This is a genomic window from Pseudomonas orientalis, assembly GCF_001439815.1.
GTDB lineage: Bacteria > Pseudomonadota > Gammaproteobacteria > Pseudomonadales > Pseudomonadaceae > Aquipseudomonas > Aquipseudomonas orientalis.
Genome location: NZ_JYLM01000007.1, coordinates 86,655 through 103,822, shown reverse-complemented (window position 1 = coordinate 103,822; position 17,168 = coordinate 86,655). Strand labels below are relative to the sequence as shown.

At 61.8% G+C, this 17,168-nt stretch carries 16 protein-coding genes and 1 riboswitch; of the genes, 5 read left to right on the top strand and 11 right to left on the bottom strand.

What is annotated here, in order from left to right; translation table 11 throughout:
- Positions 1-2: 2 nt before the first annotated feature.
- The 5 genes from TU82_RS17880 to TU82_RS17860 all read right to left on the bottom strand — a co-directional run bounded on the left by TU82_RS17880 (position 3) and on the right by TU82_RS17860 (position 9,249).
- A complete protein-coding gene (locus TU82_RS17880; protein WP_057724605.1) occupies positions 3-2,732 on the bottom strand; it encodes a winged helix-turn-helix domain-containing protein in 2,730 nt (909 codons plus the stop codon).
- Positions 2,733-2,983: 251 nt separating this feature from the next.
- Positions 2,984-4,348, bottom strand: coding sequence for a DUF1329 domain-containing protein (locus tag TU82_RS17875; RefSeq protein ID WP_057724604.1), 1,365 nt, complete (start codon positions 4,346-4,348; stop codon positions 2,984-2,986).
- Between the two features lie 42 nt (positions 4,349-4,390).
- Positions 4,391-6,250, bottom strand: coding sequence for a DUF1302 domain-containing protein (locus tag TU82_RS17870; RefSeq protein WP_057724603.1), 1,860 nt, complete (start codon positions 6,248-6,250; stop codon positions 4,391-4,393).
- 334 nt (positions 6,251-6,584) lie between these two features.
- On the bottom strand, positions 6,585-8,267 hold the full coding sequence (locus TU82_RS17865) for a fatty acid--CoA ligase (RefSeq protein WP_057724602.1): 1,683 nt from the start codon (positions 8,265-8,267) through the stop codon (positions 6,585-6,587).
- Positions 8,268-8,616: 349 nt separating this feature from the next.
- Positions 8,617-9,249, bottom strand: a complete 633-nt coding sequence (locus tag TU82_RS17860) for a LysE family translocator (protein WP_057724601.1) — start codon at positions 9,247-9,249, stop codon at positions 8,617-8,619.
- An 83-nt stretch (positions 9,250-9,332) separates the two neighbouring features.
- Here TU82_RS17860 and TU82_RS17855 point away from each other — a divergent pair, with 83 nt between their 5' ends.
- The 3 genes from TU82_RS17855 to TU82_RS17845 all read left to right on the top strand — a co-directional run bounded on the left by TU82_RS17855 (position 9,333) and on the right by TU82_RS17845 (position 12,171).
- Positions 9,333-10,298, top strand: a complete 966-nt coding sequence (locus TU82_RS17855; RefSeq protein WP_057724811.1) for a 2-hydroxyacid dehydrogenase — start codon at positions 9,333-9,335, stop codon at positions 10,296-10,298.
- 30 nt (positions 10,299-10,328) lie between these two features.
- On the top strand, positions 10,329-11,327 hold the full coding sequence (locus TU82_RS17850; RefSeq protein WP_057724600.1) for a methyltransferase: 999 nt from the start codon (positions 10,329-10,331) through the stop codon (positions 11,325-11,327).
- Between the two features lie 50 nt (positions 11,328-11,377).
- Positions 11,378-11,499, top strand: a riboswitch (yybP-ykoY riboswitch).
- Between the two features lie 87 nt (positions 11,500-11,586).
- A complete protein-coding gene (locus tag TU82_RS17845; protein WP_057724599.1) occupies positions 11,587-12,171 on the top strand; it encodes a TMEM165/GDT1 family protein in 585 nt (194 codons plus the stop codon).
- An 81-nt stretch (positions 12,172-12,252) separates the two neighbouring features.
- Here the strand turns inward: TU82_RS17845 and TU82_RS17840 are convergent, their stop codons facing one another.
- From TU82_RS17840 to TU82_RS17825, 4 genes are all read right to left on the bottom strand, one after another.
- Positions 12,253-13,071, bottom strand: coding sequence for a M48 family metallopeptidase (locus TU82_RS17840; protein ID WP_057724598.1), 819 nt, complete (start codon positions 13,069-13,071; stop codon positions 12,253-12,255).
- A gap of 122 nt (positions 13,072-13,193) precedes the next feature.
- Positions 13,194-13,814, bottom strand: a complete 621-nt coding sequence (locus tag TU82_RS17835) for an SOS response-associated peptidase (protein ID WP_057724597.1) — start codon at positions 13,812-13,814, stop codon at positions 13,194-13,196.
- 37 nt (positions 13,815-13,851) lie between these two features.
- The gene (locus tag TU82_RS17830; RefSeq protein ID WP_057724596.1) at positions 13,852-14,112 is read right to left on the bottom strand and encodes a putative signal transducing protein; all 261 of its coding nucleotides are present in this window, start codon (positions 14,110-14,112) and stop codon (positions 13,852-13,854) included.
- Between the two features lie 11 nt (positions 14,113-14,123).
- Positions 14,124-14,306 carry a CPXCG motif-containing cysteine-rich protein gene (locus tag TU82_RS17825; protein ID WP_057724595.1) on the bottom strand — a complete coding sequence of 61 codons (183 nt, stop codon included), beginning with the start codon at positions 14,304-14,306 and terminating at the stop codon, positions 14,124-14,126.
- Between the two features lie 132 nt (positions 14,307-14,438).
- On the opposite strand from TU82_RS17825, the gene TU82_RS17820 reads away from it, so the two are divergent.
- Positions 14,439-15,602, top strand: coding sequence for a 1-acyl-sn-glycerol-3-phosphate acyltransferase (locus tag TU82_RS17820; protein ID WP_173667486.1), 1,164 nt, complete (start codon positions 14,439-14,441; stop codon positions 15,600-15,602).
- Positions 15,603-15,720: 118 nt separating this feature from the next.
- On the opposite strand, the gene TU82_RS17815 is transcribed toward TU82_RS17820, so the two are convergent.
- A complete protein-coding gene (locus tag TU82_RS17815) occupies positions 15,721-15,969 on the bottom strand; it encodes a hypothetical protein (protein ID WP_057724593.1) in 249 nt (82 codons plus the stop codon).
- A gap of 183 nt (positions 15,970-16,152) precedes the next feature.
- Between TU82_RS17815 and TU82_RS17810 the strand changes: the two genes are divergently transcribed.
- Positions 16,153-16,362, top strand: coding sequence for a hypothetical protein (locus TU82_RS17810; protein ID WP_057724592.1), 210 nt, complete (start codon positions 16,153-16,155; stop codon positions 16,360-16,362).
- A 56-nt stretch (positions 16,363-16,418) separates the two neighbouring features.
- On the opposite strand, the gene TU82_RS17805 is transcribed toward TU82_RS17810, so the two are convergent.
- Entirely contained in the window at positions 16,419-17,003 is a 585-nt protein-coding gene (locus tag TU82_RS17805; RefSeq protein ID WP_057724591.1) for a YajG family lipoprotein, read from the bottom strand.
- Positions 17,004-17,168 lie beyond the last annotated feature (165 nt).

Genomic DNA, 17,168 nt, shown 5'->3' with positions numbered 1-17,168 from the left:
AATCAGCCGAGCAAGCCCATCGATTTGGCCCGCGCCACCGCCTGGGTGCGGCGCTCCACGCCCAGCTTGCTGTTGATATGGCTGGCGTGGGTTTTCACGGTGTGCAGGGAAATGAACAGCTGGTTGCTGATCTCCTGGTTTGAACAGCCCTGGGCGATCAGTTGCAGTACCGCCAGCTCCCGTGCGCTCAGGGTTTCATGGTGAGGCAAGCTCTCAACGGCGGCGATTGCCGGTAGCAGCGTCAGCAACGCCTGGTTCAGCAGGCTAAGTGGATGCTTGCCCAACTGCTCGCGCATCCAATCCGGATAGTGCTCCAGCAAACGCTGGAACGGTTGCAGCGCGCCTCCCGCGCCGGCTTCGAGGGCGCGGGCCAACACCGGCCCGGCCTTGCTTTGCTGACCACACGCCAGCAGCAAATGCGCCTGCTGGGTCAGCGCCATCAAGGCAATCATCTGACGCCCGCTATCGAGCGCCTGTTGCGCCAGGCGCTCAAGCCGTTGCAGCGCCTGCTCGGGCTGGTGGCGAATGGCGTCCAGCGCGGCCTGTTGCAGCTCCACATGCTGCGGCAGGTGCGGGTGAAACTCCGGAGCGGCGGCAGCCTGCTCACCGGTGTAGGTCTGGCCCAACCGGGTCAGCCAGGCGTCCGCCAGGTCAGTGCGGCCCTGGGCCAGCCACAGCTCGCATTTGATCAGGGTGATCATCGCCAGGTAGTAGATCGGCGGCACGTCCCAGATATGCATCAATCGTTCAGCCTCGGCCAGCTCGACAAAGGCGGTGGAAAAATCCCCACGTCGACCTTCGAAGCTGGCGATCACACAATGCCCGATCAGCACACTGATATCCCGGCAGGCGCGGGCTTCCGCCAGGCCGGCGCGCAACCGCGCAAGGCCGGCATCGGGCTGGTAACGCAACAGCAACAAGTAGCCTTCATAGAGCGACAACCGCGCGCGTACCGCATACAGCCGCTGGGCCGCCAGCCCGTGCAGGCGCTGCAGGCCCTGGCGCACTTCGTCCAGGGCACGCAGGACCTCGCCGCGCGCCTGCAGCACCCGGGCCCGGTCGTAATGGGCCAAGGCTTCGAACAGCGGATTACCGACACGCTGCGCCAACTCCAGGGATTCGCGATTCAGACCGCGGGCACGCCACAGGTCCGCGTCGACAATCGCCAGGTTGGACAAGGTGGACAGGCACATCAGCCGTTGGCCGTAACGTTTGTGCGGCAGACTCTCCAATGCCTCGTTGCAATAGCGCTGGGTCAACTCGCGGTCGCCGCGTCCACGGGCGATGATCCCGCTCAGTGCCAGCCACTGGGCCAGCATGGATTTCTGCGCGGTGGCCGACGGCGCCGGCAGGAAGCGACTGAGGTAGCTGGATAATTCCTGCGCCGCATCCAACTGGCACGCCAGCCCCAGCGCCCAGCTGTAGAGCACGATCAAGCGTGGGGTGCTGATCAGCAGGCTGTCGGGCAAATCCATTTTCCAGCGCAGCAACATGCCGACATTCTGTTCCGCCAGCAACTGCTCCTCGGACAGGCTCTGCACCAGGTTCGCCGCCACATCCAGGTGACCGGCACGCAGCGCCTGCTCTACCGCCTCGTCGATCAGGCCCTGGGCGTTGAACCAGCGACAGGCCCGCAGGTGCAGACTGGCCGGCGGCGGCGTGGCGCTCTTCTCGCGCCGGGCACGCAGCAAATCGGAAAACAAATGGTGATAACGGTACCAGTGGCCCTGCTCATCCAATGGCACCAGAAAAACCTGATGGGCCTGCAGGTAGCGCAGGATGTCCGAGCTGTCATGGGCCTCGCGGACCGCGTCGCACAGCTCGCTGCAAAAGCGCTCCTGGGGCGCGGTGTCGTACAGAAACGCCTGCACCTGCGCCGGCAGGCAGTCGATGACCTCTTCGAGCAAGTAATCACGAATCAGCCCTTCGCCCCCGTTCAGGCTTTGTGGCAGAGCGCCGTCATTGCCGGCTTCGGAGGCCGCCAGCAGCCAGAAGCGCAAGCCGGCGACCCAACCCTCGCTACGGCGGATCAGGTTTTCCAGAGCCTCGCCGCGCAACGAGCTGCTGTGCCGGCGCAGCACGGCCAGGGATTCGTCATGGGTCAGGCGCAGGTCTTGCTCGTGCAATTCCAGCAGGTGCCGAGACAGGCGCAGGCGCGCCAGGTGCCAGTCCGGACGCTGGCGGCTGGTGACCAGCACCAGCAGGCCATCGGGCAAATGATTGAGGAAAAATTGCAGGCAACGGTCCAGCACCGGGCCCTGGGCCAAATGGTAGTCATCAAGTACCAGCAACAGCGGCGTCTGGACGGACAAGTGCACCGTCAGCTCATCGAGCAGGCCATCGAGCCATTCTTCAAAGGCGAAGGGTTGATGACGCTGACGCATCTTCAGCAGGCCCAGGGACTGGGCACCCAACTGTGGGAAATACTCGCGCAAGCCTTCGAGCAGGCGCTCGAGAAAACGACCAGGATCGCTGTCCCGCGGGCTCAGGCCCAGCCACAGGTTTTGCCAGTGGGCCGGCAGGCTCTGGCAGAACTCGACCGCCAGGGAACTCTTGCCGAACCCCGCCGGCGCGCTGACCAGCAACAGTCGCCCCTCCAGGCCGGCGCCCAGGCGTTCGCACAGGCGTGGGCGCAGCACATAGCCGTCGGGCAGCGGCGGCCTGTAGAAACGGCCTTCCAGGCTTGGAATCACCGCGCCGGCAGGCCCCTGGATTCGGGACAGATCAGTCATCGCCGGGCTCTTGTGGAAGGCTGTTGTCGGCACTGCAGATGTGCGCAGACTAGCGGTAAAAGCGCCGAGATTGTAGATCTTTGCAACAAATGCCTGAAAAAGAACTGCGACAAAAAATATCCCCACAGCCACCCCAAACAAAAATGTGGGAGGGGGCTTACCCCCGATGGCGGTGTGCCAGCCAACGCTTAGTTGACTGAACCACCGCCATCGGGGGCAAGCCCCCTCCCACAGTTGGGTATCAGCGCAGGTTAGCGAACGCCGTCCTGGCGCAGCGCTGCCGGGGTGAAGTCGCTGGTGGTGGCGGTGAAGCCGAAGTCATAGGCCTGCTTCTCTTCGTTCTTCATGCCCAGGGCCAGATAGCGGCCGGACTGCAAGTCGTAGAGGGTTTCCAGGGCGTACCACGGCACTTGTTTGTCGTAGTAGTTCTCGGCATGGGCTTCGGCGACGCGCCACAGTTGGCCACGGCCGTCGTAATGGTCGATCACCGCTGCTTGCCAGGTGTCTTCGTCGATGTAGAAGTCACGTTTGGCATAGATGTGGCGCTGGCCCTCTTTCAGGGTGGCGACCACGTGCCAGACGCGGCGCAGCTCGTAGCGCGTCAGGTCCTGATTGATGTGGCCGGCCTTGATGATGTCGGCGTATTTCAACTTCGGATCGTCGATCTTGTAGCTGTTGGCGGCGATGTAGATTTCCTTCTTGCCTTCCAGTTTCCAGTCGTAGCGGTCCGGCGCGCCGTTGTACATGTCGAGGTTGTCGGAGGTGCGCAGGCCATCGGCGGCCGTACCCGGCCCGTCATAGGACACCTGCGGCGCCCGACGCACGCGGCGTTGCCCGGCGTTGTAGACCCACGCCGAACGCGGTTCCTTGACCTGGTCGAGGGTCTCGTGTACCAGCAGTACACCACCGGCCAGACGCGCCGGGGCGGTGACTTGCTGCTTGAAGTAGAACAGCACGTTGCCCGGGTTTTTCGGGTCGAAGTCTTTCATTTTGTCGCGGAACACGAACTGGTCGCGGAAGTACACCAGGCTGTAGGAACCGTTGGTTTGCGGCGTGGCCTGGGTCACCAGGCGGGTCACGCTGCCACCGCGATAACGGGTGATGTGGTTCCAGATCACCTCGACGCCGCTTTTCGGAATCGGGAACGGCACCGCCGTCTCGAAGTTTTCCAGGCCGTTACCGCCGGACACCAGGTTGGTGGTGGTGGCGTTCTTCTTGATGGAGGCGAACACCTCAGCCGGCACCGTGGCGCCGCGATGGCTCGGGTACACCGGCATCTTGAAGCTGTCCGGGTAACGCTTGAACATCGCGTACTGCCCGGGGGCCAGTTTGTCTTTGTATTGCTCGACGTTCTGCGCGGTGATGGTGAACTGCGGTTGTTCGCTGGCGTAGGGGTTGGCCAGGAAACCCTTGGCATCCACTGCCCCTGCGTTCACCGGCATCGGTGACCACTTCGGGATGGTGCCGGCCGCGTTCCCGGCCATTTCGGCGCCCATCGGGGTCAGGGTGGTGCCCAGCTTGGCGGCTTCATCCGCCGACACTGCCGCCATGACGTTGCTCGCCAGGATCGACAGCCCAAGCACACCCACGTGCAACAGACTTTTAGTTATTTTCATGTTCTGGACTTCCTGAATACATACCACTTGAAAAGAGTGTGCTTAGAAGTTGGCGCCAAAGCTCAACGCGACAAAGTCACGGTCATCCACGGTGCTGAACTTGCCACCAAAGAAGTTGGTGTAGGCCAGGCTCGCGGTGTAGGTGTTCTGGTATTCGGCATCCAGGCCCAGGCTGACCGCCTTGCGCCCTTCTTCGAAGTTGCCGCCAGGGCCCGGCGAGTAGCCTTTGACGTCATGGGACCAGGCGACGTTGGGCTTGAGGTTGACGCCGGCGAACACGTCCGGGTATTCCCAGATGGCACGGGCGCGGTAGCCCCAGGACGTTGCGGTGGTGTAGCCGTCGTTGTTGCAGTTGGTGTTCAGCCCGGCCGCGTTGGGCAGGCCGGCACCGGTTGCGGTCGAGTTGTTGAGGGCGTTGCAGAACCCGCCTGGCAAGGTACCGGGACCAAATACCGGGTCGCGGCCATAGCGGGCCTGGGATTTGCTTTCCAGGCCGCCCACATGGGTCACGCCGATTTCACCGACGGTGGTCAGGCGGCTGGCGCCCATCACCTGGTCGAAGAAGTGCGTGAAGGTGGTCTGGAACTGGGTCACTTCCTTGCGGTTGTAACCGTGCAGGTCCTGACCCGGCGAGCCCTTTAGCACGGAGGCATTGCCAAAGCCCGGGATCGGCGTGACACCGGCGAACAGAATGTCGGTGGTGCTCAACTGCACCGGCGCATTCGGCCGATAGCTCAACTCACCGCTCCAGGCGGTGCCGGTCGGCAAGGTGGTGGAGAAACTCAGGCCGTAGAGGCGGATATCTTCCGGGTACTCGACGAAGTAGTTCGAACTGCCCGCCACGATCAGCGGACGCAATGCCCCCAGCGGCCCCAACGGACGGGTGTAGGCCGCCGATGGCGCGCCCTGTGCGCTGAAGATCGGCGCACGGCTGTGGTAGTTCATGAAGTAGGCGCCGAACTCGGTGTCCAGCGGCTCGAAGTTGTAGCGCATGGCCACGCCGAACTGGCCGCTGTCGCGGGCATCACGGTCCGGGCCACGGCGCACGAGTACGCCTTCGCTGTTGACGTCCACACCCAGCGCGCCCAGGGTCGGCAGTGCCGCGGCAGGGATGGTCGAGCGCTTGTTGAGTACCCGCAGGTTGTTGCTGCAGCCGTCGGAAATCACATCCGGCTGCGAGAAGAAGGTGCCGCAGTTGTCGGTAACGGTCTGGTCCCATTCCAACTGGTAAAACGCCTCGGCCGACAGGTTGTCGGTGAGGCTCTGGGACACGTAGAACATGTTGACCGGAATCAGGCCTTCCTTGATCTCGGCGCCCGGACGACGGAATGCGGAAACATCGATCGGGTTGATGGAGTTGATACCGCCGCCGATGAAGGTACTTTCGCCCCAGCTCACCACCTGCTTGCCGAAACGCACGGAACCCGGCGCATCGGCGATCGAGTAGTTGTGGTAGACGAACGCATCGAGGATCTGCCCGCCGGACGACTTGGCGCCTTCCTTGCGGTTGTTGTCGCTGATGTCCTTGAACTCACGGCTTTCGTCCTTGAGTTCAAAGTCGTACCAGTACTTGCCACGCACAAACACACCGGTGTCGCCGTACTTCAGTTCCAGGTCGTGGATGCCCTTGAAGATCTTCGAGAAGGTTTCTCCGCGCTTGAAGTTCAGGTGCCCGTCGTCGGAGGTCTGGGACAGGCCCCTGCCGCCGTTGTTGGCGCCGATCAGGTCGCGATTGGCCTTGGACGTGCTCCAACTGGCGCCTACCGACAGGGACGAGTCAAAACTCCCTTCGATTTCACCGATGTTGAAACTGACGCCGAATGCGGGCCCGGCGAGCGTAGAAGCGAGACTGACGGCCAGGGGCAGACGTGCCCGGCGCCAGAACTGGTTTACTGAGGTCATCGACGCTACTCCATGTGCATTTTATTGTTATGGCAGTGAGCTCTTTCGGAAGATGCATGTAACGGCCGGGATACAACGATTCCAATGCCGAGCGACAACCGGGCCACCCTCACCCGAAGCGCAACATCCGCGAAAAACTCTGGAAGGGACTATAGCCAGCAGGGGGTAGTGCTTGATCCCTCTAAAGTGTGATTTGCATCACCAACCCGTCTGCCCCGACCCTTTCGCCACGTCGACGAAGGTCGACGCGGCAAGGATGGCTGAAATCTGGCAAATCACAAGTAAAGGCCTGAGATAGAGCATTGCCGCCCCCGGAAAGGCGCGGCAAGCGGTGTCAGAGGGTCGACAGGAACGTGCTGTTGTTGGCCTGCCATTGGATGATGTCGATACGGATACGTTTTTTGTCGAGCTTGCCGACGCTGGTCTTGGGAATTTCAGTAACAACGGCGATCTGGCTCGGAATCGCCCACTTGCTCAAGTGACCCAATTCAACGAACGGCTTGAGGTGCTCCTTGAGCTCACGGGCCCCTATCACATGGCCATCACGCAACACCAACAGGGCAAACGGGCGCTCGCCCCACTGCGGGTCGGCAATGCCCACTACCGCTACTTCGCGTACCGCCGGGTGGCGGCTGACCAGGTCTTCCAGGGCCAGGGAGGAGATCCATTCGCCTCCGGTCTTGATCACATCCTTGATGCGGTCACGGATATCGATCACGCCGAACGCGTCCAGGGTGGCGACATCACCGGTGTGCATCCAGCCACCGGCCCACAGCTCGGCACCCTTTTGCGGCTCGTTGTAATAACCCTCGGTGAGCCAGGGCGCGCGCAGTACCAGCTCGCCCTGGGATTCGCCGTCGGCCGGCAGGAAGTTGCCGTCGGTGTCCATGATCGCGGCTTCCACCAGCGGCCCGGGCACACCGGCCTTGATCCGGTAGGTGGTGCGTTCGTCTTCGCTGCCGGCCATCAGCTCGGCGTTGAGGTGGGCACAGGACACCAGCGGCCCGGTCTCGGACATGCCGTACGCAGCCGTCAATTGAATGCCACGGGCCTTGGCGGCCTCGTACAGCGAACGGTTGAGCGCGCTGCCGCCGATGACGATTTTCCAACCGCCGAAATCCACGTCCTGGGCGGCCTTGGCATTGAGCACCATTTGCAGGATGGTCGGCACGCAGTGGGAAAAGGTGACCTTTTCCTTGCGCCACAGCTCCACCAGGTATTCGGGGTCGTAGCGGCCGGGGTAGACCTGCTTCAAACCGAGCATGGTTGCCACGTAAGGCAGGCCCCAGGCGTGCACATGGAACATCGGCGTGATGGGCATGTACACGTCGTTGGTGCCCAGCAGGCGCACGCTGTCGACACTGCCCATGATGGTCGCCACACCGATGGTGTGCAGCACCAACTGGCGGTGGGTGAAATACACGCCCTTGGGGTTGCCGGTGGTGCCGGTGGTGTAGAAGGTGGTGGCCACCGAGTTCTCGTCGAAATCCTCGAAGTGGTACGTCGGGCTCGCCGCGGCCAGCAGGGTTTCGTACTCGCCCACCAGGTTGGGCAGGTCGGCGGTCTTGCTGTCGCCGTCGGTGATCAGCAAGGTCTTGTCGACACTGGTGAGCTGCCCGGCGATCGCCTGGTAAAGCCCCACGAATTCGCTGTTGACCAGCACAAAGCGGTCGTCGGCGTGGTTCATGGTGTAGAGGATCTGCTCCGGCGACAGGCGCACGTTGATGGTGTGGATCACCGCGCCGATCATCGGGATGGCGAACATGCATTCCAGGTAACGGTGGCTGTCCCAGTCCATCACCGCCACCGTGTCCCCGGCCTTGACCCCGGCTGCGGTCAGTACATTGGCCAGGCGCGCGACGCGCTCGATCAAGGTCGGGTAGGTGTAGCGCAGCGTGTCGCGGTAAATGATCTCCCGGGTCTTTTCGTAACGAGTGCCGGACATCAACAGGCGCTTGATCAACAGCGGGTATTGGTAAGCGCCTTCGGCGGGTGGGATAACACGGGTCTGCAACATACGAATCCCTTTTATGACTGCGCGGTCTTGGCGTGAAGACCTGCACTGTAGAGACGTTATGTTTCAACCAAATCAGCCAAAGGAATGATTTGCAGAGCCCGGCAAATGCTAGCTTTGCGCCACCATCTCCAGCTTATGAGGATCCAATGTGGGAGGGGGCTTGCCAGTTAAGCGTACCTCGCCGTCTGTAGGAGCGAGCTTGCTCGCGAAAAACGTCAACGATAACGCGTGCTTTTTGAATGAGCGCGGCGCCTGTGAGTTTTTCGCGAGCAAGCTCGCTCCTACAACAAGCCTTAACTGGCAAGCCCCCTCCCACATTTTTTCTACCGTGCCCGCTCAAGGGCGACGTTTATTTCATGCTGGTAAACGCCAGCTTCACCCCGATCGCAATCAGCACCGCGCCCATGGTCCGATCAAACCAATGCCCCATCTTCGCAAACCCGGCGCGCACGCGCTGCTGGCTGAACAGCATGGCCACCAGGCAAAACCACAGCGCCGTCGCCACCGCCAGGTACACCCCATAACCGGCCTGCACCGCCAGCGGGGTGTGCGGGTTGATCACTACTGTGAACAGCGACAGGAAAAACAGCGTGGCCTTGGGATTCAAACCGTTGGTGACGAAACCTGCGGTAAACGCGCCACGCGGCGTGCGCTCGCCCGCCTCGCGATGCAGCTCGCCTTCCACCGGCGGCTTGGCCGGTTGCGCGCGCAGCGCCTTGAAACCGATGTACAACAGGTACGCCGCCGCCGCCCATTTCAATGCATTGAACAGCACGATGGACTGGGACACGATCAAGCCGATGCCCAGCAATGAATAACCGACATGGAGGAAAATCGCCGAACCGACGCCCAGCGCAGTCCAGGTGCCGGCGCGACGGCCATGGGTCACGCTTTCACGCACCACTACGGCGAAGTCCGGCCCGGGGCTGGCCACCGCCAACAGGTGAATCAAGGCTACGGTCAAAAACTCGGCGGCGTACATGCGCACTCCATAAGTAACGGATTATTTCATCTGATAGGCTCAGCAGATTACGCCTTCGAACCTCGCCGCAAAAGGTACAGTTGATAATGAACAATCGCCGCGCCGTCTTTCTCGATCACCCTTCCCTGGACCTCGGCGACCTCGACCTCAGCGAGTTGCATGACTGCTTCAGCGAGCTGCAGCTGTTCGAACAGACCACACCGCAGAATGTGCTCGAACGCGTGCAAGGCGCTCAAGTGGTCATCAGCAACAAAATCCCGCTCAGCGCCGCGACCCTGGCGGCCTGCCCCGAGCTCAAGCTGATCCTGGTGTCGGCCACCGGCACCAACAACATCGACCTTCAAGCCGCCCGCACCCAGGGCATCACCGTGAGCAACTGCCAGGGTTACGGCACGCCTTCGGTGGCGCAGCACACGATCATGCTGCTGCTCAACCTCGCCACGCGCCTGAAGGACTATCAGCGCGATGTGGCAGCCGGCAAATGGCAGCAGGCCAGGCAGTTCTGCCTGCTGGACTATCCGATTGTCGAGCTCGAAGGCAAGACGTTAGGCCTGCTCGGCCATGGCGAACTGGGCAGCGCCGTGGCGCGCCTGGCCGAAGCCTTCGGCATGCGCGTGGTGCTGGGCGCAATTCCCGGGCGCCCTGCCCGCGCCGACCGCGTGCCGCTGGATGAACTGCTGGGGCAGGTCGACGCGCTGACCTTGCATTGCCCGCTCAACGAGCACACCCGCGATTTTATCGGGGCTCGCGAGCTGGCACTGCTCAAGCCCGGCGCGTTTATCGTCAACACCGCACGCGGCGGCTTGATCAATGAACAGGCGCTGGCGGATGCGCTGCGCAGTGGGCATCTGGGCGGCGCGGCCACCGATGTGTTGAGTGTCGAGCCTCCGGTAAACGGCAACCCGCTGCTGGCCGGGGATATCCCTCGGCTGATCGTCACGCCCCATAACGCCTGGGGCAGCCGGGAAGCGCGGCAACGGATCGTCGGGCAATTGAGCGAAAACGCCCTGGGCTTTTTCAACGGTGCCCCGCTGCGCGTCGTCGCTTGATAAACTGCGCCCCTTTTCAAGGAGCAGACCATGGATCCGCGCAGTGAAGTACTGCTTCGCCAGGCCGAACTTTTTCAGGGCAAGCTGTTGCTGGTAGGTTTGCCTGCCGACGACTTGCTGGGGCGCCTGCCCGACGCTCACGGCTGGTGCTGGCATGCCGGCGACCAGGCAGCGCTCGACGCCCGCTTTGCGGAGCGCAGCCAGTTCGGCGTGAATGTGCCCGAGCGCGAGTTCGAGGCGGCGGTGATCTTCCTGCCCAAGTCCAAGGACCTCACCGACTACCTGCTCAATGCGGTGGCCGCGCGCCTGCCAGGCGCCGAGCTGTTCCTGGTGGGGGAGAAAAAAGCCGGCATCGAAAGCGCCGCCAAGCAGATGAGCCCCTTGGGCAAACCGCGCAAGCTCGACAGCGCGCGGCATTGCCAGCTGTGGCAGATTACCGTGGCCAACGCGCCGCAGGCCGTCGAGCTGGAGAGCCTGGCGCAGGTCTTCGAAGTGCCCCTGGCCGAAGGCCCTCTGAAAGTCGTGAGCTTGCCGGGCGTGTTCAGCCACGGCCGTCTGGATCGCGGCACCGAGTTGTTGCTGCAACATCTGGACAAGCTGCCCAGCGGCCATCTGCTGGACTTCGGTTGCGGTGCCGGCGTGCTGGGCGCGGCCGTCAAGCGTCGCTACCCGCACAACACCGTGACGATGCTGGATGTGGATGCGTTTGCCGCCGCCAGCAGCCGCCTGACCCTGGCCGCCAATGGTCTGGAAGCCGACGTGCTGACCGGTGATGGCATCGACGCGGCACCGCAGGGTTTGAATGCGATTCTGACCAACCCACCGTTCCATGTGGGCGTGCACACCGACTATTTCGCCACGGAGAATCTTCTGCGAAAAGCCGGTAAACACCTGGCAAAAGGCGGCGAACTGCGCCTGGTTGCGAACAGTTTCCTCAAGTACCAGCCTTTGATCGAAGAGCACCTGGGCATCTGCGCGGTCAAGGCCGAGGGCAATGGTTTTCGCATCTACCGGGCCAAGCGCCCCTGACGGGCGTTTGAAAAAGAAGGCTTGCCGAATGGGTTTTGCCTAGGCAGAATCCGCTCCGTCCTAGGGGAGTAGTCTCCCACGAGCGCCATGCTCGTCCGGCATACGTCAACATACTTGGTCAGCAGACCATGGCGTATGCGACCCAGGAGTCCGCACAGACGGACCGGGGTCTGACAAGACCTATGACACGCACACCTTACCCGGGGCGGGAAGGCTGTACGTGTCATAGCCGTGTCGACCCGCCCCTGGAAACTACCTGATGCTGGATTCACTGCTCGTTCCTACCGCAATCGTTGCCCTGGCCGAAATCGGCGACAAGACGCAACTGCTCGCGCTTATTCTCGCTGCCCGCTTTCGCAAGCCCTGGCCCATTATCGCCGGCATCGTCGCCGCGACCCTGGCCAACCATGCGGCGGCCGGTGCGGTGGGGGCCTGGTTCGGGAGTTTCTTCTCCGATGCGGTGTTGCACTGGATTCTTGCGGCGAGCTTCTGCGCCACGGCGTTGTGGACCCTGGTGCCGGACAAACTCGACGATGACGAAGCCGGCACCACGCGCAAGTTCGGGCCGTTCCTGACCACGCTGATTGCGTTCTTCCTCGCGGAAATCGGTGACAAGACCCAGATCGCCACGGTGATGCTGGCGGCGCAGTATCCGGAGTTGTGGCTGGTGATTATCGGGACCACGCTGGGCATGTTGATTGCCAACGTGCCGGTGGTGCTGGCGGGGAATTTCGCGGCGGAGAAGCTGCCGTTGACCTTGATTCGGCGCTTGGCGGCTACGGCGTTTTTTGTGTTGGCGGTTGTGGCGGTGTACAAGGCCATGCAAAGCAGTGGCTGGATCTAAGGAACCAAAGCTGTAAACCCAATCCAATGTGGGAGGGGGCAAGCCCCCTCCCACATTTGGATCTTTACCAGGCTTGGAATATCAGGATTTCTTGGCCTGCTGGTACAGCGGCATCACCTTCGGAATAGCCGCCTGCAACGAGGCAATGCGGCTATCAGACGCCGGGTGAGTGCTCATGAACTCCGGCGGCGCGCCTTCGGAGGCCTTGGCCATCTTGTTCCACAGCGTGATGGCTGCGTTCGGGTTGTAGCCGGCGCGGGCGGCCAGTTCCAGGCCGATCAGGTCGGCTTCGTTTTCATTGCTGCGGCTGTTGGGCAAGGTCATGCCGTAGTTGGCCACGGTATCGGCCAGCGCCAGGCTGTCCTGACCGAGTCCGAATATCGCACCGGCGCCCTGCTTGGCCATCTCGATGCCGTAGGCCTTGGACATGGCTTCGCGACCGTGCTCACGTAAGGCGTGGGCGATTTCATGGCCCATCACGGCGGCCAGTTCGTCATCGGTGAGCTTGAGGTTATCGATCAACGCGCTGTACACCAGGATCTTGCCACCCGGTCCGCAGTTGGCGTTCATCTCATCACTCTTGATCAGGTTCACTTCCCACTTCCATTGCGCCGCATCCGGGCGGAAGGTCGGGGCCTGGGCGATCAGGCGATTGGCGATGGCCTGCACGCGCTTGGCGTTGGCACTGGTCTTGTCCAGAACCCCTTTGCCACTGGCTTCGCCCAGGGTCTGCTGGTAAGACTGGGCATACATCTGGTCGACTTCCTGGCTCGACAGCATGCTGAACATGTACTGCTTGCGCTCAACCCCAACCGCGCCGCCGCTGGTGGTGTTGACCGACTGACACCCTGCCAGCAGCATCGCTGCAACCAACCCGCTTACCGCCAATGACTTCTTCATGAACACGCTCCCTAGAAACATGGCGCGTATCGTAGGCGTACATTTGTATCGGCGCCAGATACATCAGACGTTTAACTGCTGTATTTCGGACCCATCTCACATGCCGTCAGATAAGCCCAGGTTCAAGCCGGGGTCAGGCACTCCGGCCCGTTGAGCTTGGGATCGTTGACCATGTTGGCCAGCACCCGCTCGCGCAACGCGGCAGGTTCACTGGCCAACAGACTTTGCAGCACATGCAGCGGCGTCTCGGGATCCAGCCAGGCGGCCTGCCCCGCCTCATCCAGAATCAACGGCCGGCGCTGGGCCTGCGCAGCTTGGGTGACCACCGCCGTACTCAACCACACCTGCTCCTGCACCGGATAGGCTTCCCAGATCGCCGCAAAAAACAGCGTGGAGCCTTCCCCCGGCGTCAGCCAGTACGGGCGTTTGCGTTGGGTACCGCGCCATTCGTAAAACCCGTTGGCCGGCAATAGGCAACGGCGCTGGCGGAACGCTTCGCGGAACATCGGCTGCTCGGCCAGGGTTTCGGCGCGGGCATGGGCGGGGGTGCGCGAGAGGTCGGTGAGCCAAGGCGGCGTCAGGCCCCAGCGTGCGCGCGCCAGGCTGAGCTGGCCGTCGGTGGCGCGCTGGATCAGCACCGAATCATTGGGGGAAATATTCCACTGGGCCTGCTGGTCGGCCGGGAAACCCGGCAAGGCAGCAAAGGCGGGATTCCAGCGAAACAGGGCATAACGTCCACACATGGGGCAACACGACTCTTGGGGTAAACCGACCGACAGCCTAACAGACCAATACGTCGGGGAAGCTGTCGGGTTCATCCCCGGGTATGGGTTGCGCGCCGATATAGGCCGTGATCAGCGCGCGGGCACTGGCAGCCTGGTCATTATCGACCTCCAGCCCGAGCAGGCCGAATATTGGCAGTTCGCCGGTGCCACCGAGCAAATGGCGGCCCACCAGGTGCGCCTCGATGCCTTCGCTGGCAAGCATCTGTTGCAGCAGCTCGCCTTCCATCAGGTTTTCCGGTTCGTAGATTCGCTGCATGGGTATACCTGTCAGTCATTCTCGCTGCGGGTTTCGAGCATCCACTCTTCCCCATGCACCTGCAGGTCGAAAGTGATAGGTCGGCAACACACCTGGCAGTCCTCTATGTAAACCTGATCACCGCCGGACAAATCCACAGTCGTTTCGACCTGCTCACCACAATAAGGACAATCGTACGTAGCAGTTTCCAGCATCGCAGTCTCCCAGGTGACTTGTGCGTATAATCGCCGGTCTATTGACAGGGCTATTCCCGGCTGAGCCCGTTTACTCACGCCGCCCCTGGTATTTCCTCTACTTACCCTAGCCGTTTCTAACAAGAGAGCATGATGGGCGAATTCGATACCATCCGACCTTACAATGACAGCGAAGTCCCGGCAGTGCTGGACCGGCTGTTCAGTGACAAGGCCTTTCTGGACATTCTGACTCACTTTCGCTTCCCGCGCTTTGCCGGCGCGCTGGGCTGGCTGCTCAAGCCGATGATCGCACGCAAACTGCGCCGTGAGTTCGCCGGCGTCACCACCGTGGCGACGCTGCAGGATAAAGTCGAGTATTACGTCGACCATACCATCGACCGCGCAACTGATGGCGTGACCTATACCGGCGTCGAGCAATTGAAATCCGGCACCGCCTACCTGTTCCTGGCCAACCACCGCGACATCGTGATGGACCCGGCCTTCGTCAACTACGCCGTGTACCACGCCGGCCTGCCGACGCCGCGCATCGCCATCGGCGACAACCTGCTGCAGAAACCGTTTGTCAGCGACCTGATGCGTTTGAACAAGAGCTTCATCGTGCACCGCTCGATCACCGGGCGAAAGGAAAAGATGGCGGCCTACCAGTTGCTGTCGGCCTACATCAACCATTCGATCCGCAACGACTGCCAGTCGATCTGGATCGCCCAGGCCGAAGGCCGCGCCAAGGATGGAGATGATCGCACCGAATCGGCGATCCTCAAGATGTTCCACGTCAGCCGCAAGGACGAGCCGTTCGCCGAAGTCATCCAGTCGTTGAACCTGACGCCGGTGTCGATCAGCTACGAGTATGATCCGTGCGACGCCGCCAAGGCCCGCGAGCTGTATATCCGCGCCACCACCGGCACCTACTGCAAAGCGCCGGGCGAGGATGACGTGAGCATTGCGCTGGGCATCACCGGCTACAAGGGTCGGGTGCACGTGAATTTCGCGCCGCCGATTACCGAGCGCTTCGAAGACACCAAGTTGCTGGCGGCCGAAATGGACCGGCAGATTCTCGGTGGTTACCGGTTGTTCCCGGTGCACTACCTGGCGTACGCCCAATGGAACGATGCCGACCCGCAACTGGATGTACCAAAGGCCGCGGACGTGTTCCCGGCCGATGAGCTGGCCAAGGCGAAAGCCGAGTGGCAGCGGCGCCTGAACGAATGTCCGTCCGAGCATCGTCCTTATCTGGTGACGCAATATGCGACGCCTGTGCGCAATCAATACCGGGTCAAGGCCGGGATCCCCCTGTAAACATCGATCTAATGTGGGAGGGGGCTTGCCCCCGATTGCAGTGCGTCAGTAAGCCTATTTGTATCTGACCCACCGCTATCGGGGGCAAGCCCCCTCCCACATTTGTCTGCGGGTGTACTTAGAAGTGGGTGCTGATCCAGGACATGGCCAGCGCCAACCCCAGTCCGGCGAACCCGATGCGGTAAGCCTGGCGATGCGCCCGTTCGGTGCGCGTGTCCAGAAACAGCATCGGCTGGTCAATCGCGCGCTCTTCACTTTGCGCGGTGAGTTCGGCCATCGCCCGTTGCGCCAGCAGGCGAGTGATGAACAGCAGTATGGCGCCGCAGCAGGCGACCATCAGGGCAATAGCATTGATCAGCAGCGCCATCGCAAAACCTCGGCGAGACAGTATTCGGGTATCGGTCCAGATACGAACCTGAACGATAGTGGCTCCCTGCGCCGTTAATGCTCCCTCCCCGTTGACGGCTAATGTATCCAGTAATTTACAGCGTCACCTGAACGTCACCTTAACAGGCCACTCTGTTGCCCTTCGACGCTTGAGGAGCTTGTCATGCTGCACGCGAAAAACCAGGACCGGCTGTATCTGATCGCCCCGAGCGATGAACAGGAAGCACTGATCGGCGGCCTTGCATTCAATGTCCAGGACCGTCATTGGCTGGTGTATTGCGCCCTCGCCGGGCATGCGCATGCCGACCTGCCGGAGCTGGATTCACTTACCGGCGTGAGCATGCTGGATTTTTACGTCGATACCGCCGCCTGAAAGCGACAGGCATAAAAAAACCGGGCTCAGCGATGAGCCCGGTCTTTTTGAACCGCTTATTGCGAACTGAGCAACTGGCCGATGCTAGGGTCCTTGAACAGCCGGGTCAGGGCATCGCTGAGCACGTCGCTGACCAGCTTGGTATTGGTTTCCTGATTCGGCGACATGCCGAAGCGCTGGTTGAGGGACGCGGCATAACGACCGCTGTAGCGACGGGTCCCGGCGCTGACGTCGGACTTGAAAGTTGCGCCGATGGACGCTTCGGTCACATACAGGCCTTCCTTGGGCGACTGATATTTCAGTTCGGCCAGGGTAACGGTCAGTTGCGGCGCACCGGGCGAATTGGTCGGGGTAAAGCCCAGCAGGCGCACAGCGGCTTCAGCCTGGGCCTGCAGCTTGGGCAGCACGTCCTGGCCGGTCACCGAAATCAGCGCGGTCTCCGGGTACAGACCGCCACGCGAACCCAGGGTCGGTGACGGACGACCGTCCACCACACGCACCGACACCGGCTGGCCGTGACCGACCGGGGCCAACTGCGCCGTGACTTTGGGTTGCGGGCTGAGTTGTTGCGGGCTGTTGGCGCAGCCAACCAAAGCCAAACTGGTCACAGTGATCAAACCGAACAACAGGCGTTGCAACATACTCATTTCTCCAGGACTAGGCGCAGACAGGTCGCCAGTATAACGGTGCACGCGCATCACCCACCAGCGATCCTGAACCGCAGCTGAAGGCATCGGCAAATTACAATTTCGCATAAAAGCGTCATTCCAATGTCATGCCAGACTGACAACCTTCAAGCATGTAAC

Excerpts from the sequence above, each read along its gene's own strand:
- TU82_RS17865 (WP_057724602.1), bottom strand. The coding sequence starts at position 8,267 with ATGTTGCAGACCCGTGTTATCCCACCCGCCGAAGGCGCTTACCAATAC.
- TU82_RS17875 (WP_057724604.1), bottom strand. The coding sequence starts at position 4,348 with ATGAAAATAACTAAAAGTCTGTTGCACGTGGGTGTGCTTGGGCTGTCG.
- TU82_RS17825 (WP_057724595.1), bottom strand. The coding sequence starts at position 14,306 with ATGCTGGAAACTGCTACGTACGATTGTCCTTATTGTGGTGAGCAGGTC.
- TU82_RS17820 (WP_173667486.1), top strand. The coding sequence starts at position 14,439 with ATGGGCGAATTCGATACCATCCGACCTTACAATGACAGCGAAGTCCCG.
- TU82_RS17880 (WP_057724605.1), bottom strand. The coding sequence starts at position 2,732 with ATGACTGATCTGTCCCGAATCCAGGGGCCTGCCGGCGCGGTGATTCCA.
- TU82_RS17860 (WP_057724601.1), bottom strand. The coding sequence starts at position 9,249 with ATGTACGCCGCCGAGTTTTTGACCGTAGCCTTGATTCACCTGTTGGCG.
- TU82_RS17830 (WP_057724596.1), bottom strand. The coding sequence starts at position 14,112 with ATGCAGCGAATCTACGAACCGGAAAACCTGATGGAAGGCGAGCTGCTG.
- TU82_RS17845 (WP_057724599.1), top strand. The coding sequence starts at position 11,587 with ATGCTGGATTCACTGCTCGTTCCTACCGCAATCGTTGCCCTGGCCGAA.
- TU82_RS17840 (WP_057724598.1), bottom strand. The coding sequence starts at position 13,071 with ATGAAGAAGTCATTGGCGGTAAGCGGGTTGGTTGCAGCGATGCTGCTG.
- TU82_RS17815 (WP_057724593.1), bottom strand. The coding sequence starts at position 15,969 with ATGGCGCTGCTGATCAATGCTATTGCCCTGATGGTCGCCTGCTGCGGC.
- TU82_RS17805 (WP_057724591.1), bottom strand. The coding sequence starts at position 17,003 with ATGTTGCAACGCCTGTTGTTCGGTTTGATCACTGTGACCAGTTTGGCT.
- TU82_RS17870 (WP_057724603.1), bottom strand. The coding sequence starts at position 6,250 with ATGACCTCAGTAAACCAGTTCTGGCGCCGGGCACGTCTGCCCCTGGCC.
- TU82_RS17850 (WP_057724600.1), top strand. The coding sequence starts at position 10,329 with ATGGATCCGCGCAGTGAAGTACTGCTTCGCCAGGCCGAACTTTTTCAG.
- TU82_RS17835 (WP_057724597.1), bottom strand. The coding sequence starts at position 13,814 with ATGTGTGGACGTTATGCCCTGTTTCGCTGGAATCCCGCCTTTGCTGCC.
- TU82_RS17810 (WP_057724592.1), top strand. The coding sequence starts at position 16,153 with ATGCTGCACGCGAAAAACCAGGACCGGCTGTATCTGATCGCCCCGAGC.